5 protein-coding genes are annotated in these 5,582 nt (G+C 64.3%); all 5 read right to left on the bottom strand.

Annotated features, from left to right (window positions below):
* On the bottom strand, positions 1–210 hold a 210-nt coding region (locus tag EN914_RS22250), incomplete at its 3' end, for a class I fructose-bisphosphate aldolase (protein WP_127389261.1).
* A gap of 133 nt (positions 211–343) precedes the next feature.
* The gene (locus EN914_RS22245) at positions 344–1,540 is read right to left on the bottom strand and encodes a phosphoglycerate kinase (protein WP_013529247.1); all 1,197 of its coding nucleotides are present in this window, start codon (positions 1,538–1,540) and stop codon (positions 344–346) included.
* 145 nt (positions 1,541–1,685) lie between these two features.
* Complete coding sequence (locus EN914_RS22240; protein WP_024502996.1) at positions 1,686–3,590, bottom strand: potassium/proton antiporter; 1,905 nt, start codon at positions 3,588–3,590, stop codon at positions 1,686–1,688.
* Between the two features lie 218 nt (positions 3,591–3,808).
* A complete protein-coding gene (gene gap / locus EN914_RS22235; protein ID WP_013529249.1) occupies positions 3,809–4,819 on the bottom strand; it encodes a type I glyceraldehyde-3-phosphate dehydrogenase in 1,011 nt (336 codons plus the stop codon).
* A 158-nt stretch (positions 4,820–4,977) separates the two neighbouring features.
* On the bottom strand, positions 4,978–5,582 hold a 605-nt coding region (locus EN914_RS22230; protein ID WP_281034665.1), incomplete at its 5' end, for a transketolase-like TK C-terminal-containing protein.

The raw sequence follows: 5,582 nt of genomic DNA, 5'->3' as shown, positions 1-5,582 counted from the left end.
GTCATAGAGGATGACACCGGAAATGTAGCGGGTCATCGCCTCCCTGGTGCGAAACATCATCTCGCGGTAGTCGCGGCGGCTGTCGGCGGTCGATTCGACGCCGATGACGTCGAAGCGCTTCTTGATGGTGCCGGAACTTTCGTCGGCGGCCAGCAGGCCCTTGCCATCGGCGACGATCGCAGCGGCAATGTCTTCGAGACGTTCGCTCATTGTTGCTTCTCCTGAAACGGTTGTTCCGCGCTTAACGGAAGTCTACCGCCAAAGGAATGGCATCGGAAAGCTCGAATCGATTGAAGCCTCGGGCGGCCTTGTTCGCTCTCCGAGTGTTGATCGCCTCGGAGCCTCAGCGCTTCAACACATCGACGCCGGGCAGCGGCTTGCCTTCCATCCACTCCAGGAAGGCGCCGCCGGCGGTCGAGACATAGGTGAAGTCGTCGGCGACGCCGGCGTGGTTGAGCGCCGCCACCGTATCGCCACCGCCTGCGACCGAGACCAGCTTGCCTTCCTTGGTGCGCGACGCCGCATGCTTGGCCGCCGCCACCGTCGCATGGTCGAAGGGCGCGATCTCGAAGGCGCCGAGCGGGCCGTTCCAGACCAGTGTCGCGGCGCGGTCGATCCATTCGCCGATGGTCGTCACGGTTTTGGCGCCGACATCGAGGATCATCCCGTCGGCCGGCACATCGGAGATGGCGACGGTCTCGCAGGCCGCGCCCGCCTTGAACTCCCTGGCGACGACGCCGTCGACCGGCAGGATGATGGCGCAGCCGGCCTCGGCCGCCTCGATCATGATCTGCTTGGCGGTTGAGGCGAGATCATGCTCGCACAGCGATTTCCCGACATCGGTGCCGCGCGCGGCGAGGAAGGTGTTGGCCATGCCGCCGCCGATGACCAGCGCGTCGACCTTCTTCACCAGGTTCATCAACAGATCGATCTTGGTCGAGACCTTGGCGCCGCCGACAATGGCGACGACCGGACGGACCGGTTTTCCCAGACCTTTCTCCAGCGCCTCAAGCTCGGCTTGCATGGTGCGGCCGGCAAAAGCCGGCAACAGATGCGCCAGTCCCTCGGTCGAAGAATGCGCGCGGTGCGCGGCCGAGAAGGCGTCGTTGACGAAGATATCGCCATTGGCGGCGAGTTTTTCGGTGAAGGCCGGGTCATTCTTTTCTTCGGCCTTGTAGAAGCGAGTGTTTTCGAGCAGCAGCACGTCGCCCTTGTTCATGGCGGCGACAGCGCTTCCGGCCGTGTCGCCGACGCAATCCGAGGCGAAACCGACGGGGCGGCCGAGCACTTCTGCCGTGGCTTTGGCGATCGGCTCCAGCGAGAATTCGGGCGAAGGCCCATCCTTGGGTCGGCCGAAATGGGCGAGCAGGATGACCTTGGCGCCCTTGGCCGATAGCTCGGCGATGGTCGGTGCGATGCGTTCGATGCGGGTGGCGTCGGTGACTTTGCCCTCAGTGACAGGCACGTTGAGGTCGACGCGCACCAGCACGCGCTTGCCGCTGATGTTGCCGATATCGTCGAGTGTCTTGAAGGCGGCCATGCGGGTTCCTTTCGCGAAAAACCGGGGGACCATACCCCGCATCGGCGGCGATGCAAGGCTTAGGGCGCGCTCGAACCGAAATTTTGAAGTGGGCACGATCTTGCACTGGCGGGCGGATGAATGGCAGCGCTCAATAGCGGGTTTGTCAGCTTTCGGTTGCTGCCTTTTCCGGCGCTGGCTCCGGGGCCGGTTTCTCGTCCGCCCGCGCCTCGTCCGCCCGCGCCTCGTCCGCCTGCGCCTCGGTCGGCTTGCGCCAATTGCGGATGAAGGCGGAAAGACGGTCGCCGATTTCTCCGGCGCTGAGGAAGACCGGCACCCGCGCCACCGGCGCGGTCGGCTCGAACGACAGGCCGAGGCCTATGATCTTCCCCTTGTCGTCGACGTCGCGGACGATCAGTTCTATCGGGCCGAGCAGCACGCGGTCGGCATATTCGGCATGGCCGCCGAGCCGCGCCGTGACCAGCGCGCCAACGGTGAGCTTTTGCTCCGCTTCGGTTAGACCTGGCGTATAGGCTGCTTCCAGTTCGGCGGCGGGGCGCGCTGGATCGACGGCGAAGGCGCCGAAGAAATCGGCATCTTCGGGATCGACCACGGCACGGCTGGCGAACAGCTTGTCGAGCAGGCGCGGATAGCGATCCGGGACGAAAATGTAGACCTGGTCGCCGGCGGCGAGCCGGCCCATGTCCTGGAAGCGCATCGAACGGCCGTCACGCAGCACCAGCGAGGGTCGCGCCCAGCGTGGGATGCGCTCGCCGCGCGCCACCGGGCTGCCGGGTGCGACGCGATAGGCGAGAAGCTCGTGATGGGCCGAACCCGGCAATTCCAGCTCGACCTTGTCCAGCGGTCCGAGCCGCGCCGGCACGATCAAACCGAGGCGGCGCGCCAGCGGTCCGACCGTCCAGCCCTGGATGACCAGCGACACCAGCACGATGATGAAGGCGGTGTTGAAGATGACACGGCCATTTTCCAGCCCGCCGAGCAGCGGGGTGATGGCAAGCAGGATCGACACCGCGCCGCGCAGGCCGACCCACGAGACAAAGGCGACTTCGGGGCGCGGCATGCGGAACGGGATCAGGCAGAGCCAGACTGCGACCGGCCGCGCCACGAACATCAGGAACAGGCCGAGCAGCACCGCCGGCACCATGATCGCCGGGAATTGCGAGGGCGTCGCGAACAGGCCGAGGATGAGGAACATGATGATCTGTGCCAGCCATGACATGCCGTCCTGGAAGCGCTTGAGGATGGTGACGGCGCGGATATCGGAATTGCCCGAGATGAGGCCGGCGATATAGACCGCCAGGAAGCCAGAGCCGCCAATGGCGCCGGCGGCGGCAAAGACCATCAACGACAAGGTCAGCACGAAGATCGGCAGCAGGCCATGGTCGAGATTGAGCCGGTCGACGAGACGCACGATGGCGAGGCCGCCGAGCACGCCGACGACAGCGCCAAGGCCCATGTTGAGGAGGAAGCCGAGGAAAAGGCTGGTGACCAGGACGTTGGTCTCGGGATTGGCATGAGCGGCGATGATCTCGACCAGCGTGATGGTCAGGAAGATGGCGATGGGGTCATTGGTGCCGGATTCCACCTCGAGCGTCGAGCGCACGCGTTCGCGCAGATTGATCTCGCCGGCACGCAGCAGGAAGAACACGGCGGCCGCATCGGTGGAGGCGACGGCGGCGCCGAGCAGGAAGGATTCCAGCCAGGTGAGGTCGAGCAGATAGTGGGCGGCGGCGCCGAACAGGCCGGTGGTCAGAATTACGCCGAAGGTCGCCAGCGACAACGCCGGGCCGGCTGCCTGCCGCAAGGCGTTGAGCGGCGTGCCGAAGCCGGAATCGAACAGGATGACGGCCAGCGCCAGTGAGCCGGCAAAATAGGCGATGCGGGCATTGTCGAACTGGATGCCGAGACCGTCGGTGCCGGTGGCGAGGCCAATGCAGAGGAACAGGAGCAGAAGAGGGGCGCCGAAGCGGAAGGCGATCAGGCTCGAAAACGCGGCGGCGACGACAAGCGCTGTGCCGACCAGCGTGACGAGATAGATCGCATGCTCCATCCTGAAATCAGCCCCTCAAATTCGTCTGTCTCCTGCTTTGCGAGAGAGTGGGGCGAAGACGTGACCAGTGCAAGGCGGCAGGGTGGCTTTTTGGTCTATGCCGCTGATTTTCGGATGTTTTGGCGCCCGGGACACAATTTGGGAAGGCGCAAGCTGCGCTCATGAAAAACGCCCGGGCAAAGCCGGGCGTTCCAAGTCTCGAAAAGAGGGCTTTGTGATCAGGCGATGGTCTTGCCGAAGGCGACCGATGTGTCGCCCATGCGGTTGGAGAAACCCCATTCATTGTCGTACCAGGAGAGCACCGATACGAAATTGCCGTCCATCACCTTGGTCTGGTCGAGCGCCATGATCGAGGAGCGCGGATCGTGGTTGAAGTCGATCGACACGTTCGGGTGATGAGTGACGCCGAGAATGCCCTTGAGCTTGCCGTTGGAGGCGGCGATCACGGCTTCGTTGATCTCCTGCACCGTGGTCGACCGCTTGGCGATGAACTTGAAATCGACGACCGAGACGTTCGGGGTCGGCACGCGGATCGAGATGCCGTCGAGCTTGCCCTTGAGGTCGGGCAGCACCAAGCCGATCGCCTTGGCGGCACCGGTCGAGGTCGGGATCTGCGACAGCGCAGCGGCGCGGGCGCGGTAGAGATCCTTGTGCATGGTGTCCAGCGTCGGCTGGTCGCCGGTGTAGGAGTGGATCGTCGTCATCATGCCTTTTTCGATGCCGACCGTTTCGTGCAGCACGGCTGCCAGCGGCGCCAGGCAGTTGGTGGTGCACGAGGCATTCGAGATGACGATATGATCCTTGGTCAACTGGTCGTGGTTGATGCCGTAGACCACGGTGAGGTCGGCGCCTTCGGCAGGGGCCGAAACGATGACGCGCTTGGCGCCGGCGGTCAGGTGTGCCGCTGCCTTGTCGCGGGCGGTGAAGATGCCGGTGCATTCGAGCGCGATGTCGATGCCGAGTTCCTTCCACGGCAACTGCGTCGGGTCCTTGATCGCGGTGACCTTGAACGTCTCCTTGCCGACGGTGATCTGGTCGCCGGATACCGAGACTTCATGCGGGAAGCGGCCGTGCACGCTGTCATAGCGCAAGAGGTGCGCATTGGTCTCGACTGGGCCGAGGTCGTTGACGGCGACGACGTCGATGTCCTTGCGGCCGGATTCATGGATAGCGCGCAGGATGTTGCGGCCGATGCGGCCAAATCCGTTGATGGCAACTCTGACGGTCATAATTCTCTCCCTGGGAGTTGGAGGGCGGACGAGGGGTCTGCAGTTTCATAGCGGCGGAAGCAGAAAGAATCCAGCCGCACTGGCGTGGATTTAAATCGATTAAGTTGAGCCGGCCCGGCGAAGCCGTTTTCGCGGTTTCGCCGAACTGGCCCAGAATCTTACTTGGCGTGCAGGCGGGCTTCCGCCGCCTTGGCCGCGGCCTCGGCGGTAATGCCGAAATGCGGATAGAGTTGCTCGATCGTGCCCGACGCGCCGAAGCCGGTCATGCCGACGAAGATGCCGTCTGAGCCGATCAGATGATCCCATCCCTGGCGGATGCCGGCTTCGATCGCCATCTTGATCGGCGCATTGCCGATCGTCTTCTTGCGGTAGTCGTCGCTCTGCTGGTCGAACAGTTCGAAGCAGGGAACCGAGACGACGCGGGTCGGATGGCCGTGCTTTTCCAACAGCTCGCGCGCGCCAAGTGCGATCTCGACCTCGGAGCCGGTGGCGAAGATCGTTATCGCCGCCTCGCCGCTGGCAGCGGCCAGCTCATAGGCTCCCTGGCTGCTGAGGTTCTTGGCCGAGAATTCGGTGCGCACCGTCGGCAGGTTCTGGCGGGTCAGCGCCAAGGTCGACGGCGTCTTTTCCGACTCCAGGGCGATCTGCCAGCATTCCGCGGTTTCGACCGCGTCGGCCGGGCGGAAGACATTGTGGTTGGGGATCGCGCGCAATGCCGCCAGATGCTCGACCGGCTGGTGGGTCGGGCCGTCTTCGCCCAGAC

It is taken from the genome of Mesorhizobium sp. M7A.F.Ca.CA.001.08.2.1, assembly GCF_003998455.1.
In the GTDB taxonomy this organism is placed as follows: domain Bacteria; phylum Pseudomonadota; class Alphaproteobacteria; order Rhizobiales; family Rhizobiaceae; genus Mesorhizobium; species Mesorhizobium ciceri.
Note: the sequence above shows the minus strand (reverse complement) of the source record. Positions and strands in the feature narration are given on the sequence as shown.

Bases quoted from the DNA above. Each gene is read 5' to 3' on its own strand.
- EN914_RS22245 (WP_013529247.1), bottom strand. From the start codon at position 1,540: ATGGCCGCCTTCAAGACACTCGACGATATCGGCAACATCAGCGGCAAG.
- EN914_RS22240 (WP_024502996.1), bottom strand. From the start codon at position 3,590: ATGGAGCATGCGATCTATCTCGTCACGCTGGTCGGCACAGCGCTTGTC.
- gap (WP_013529249.1), bottom strand. From the start codon at position 4,819: ATGACCGTCAGAGTTGCCATCAACGGATTTGGCCGCATCGGCCGCAAC.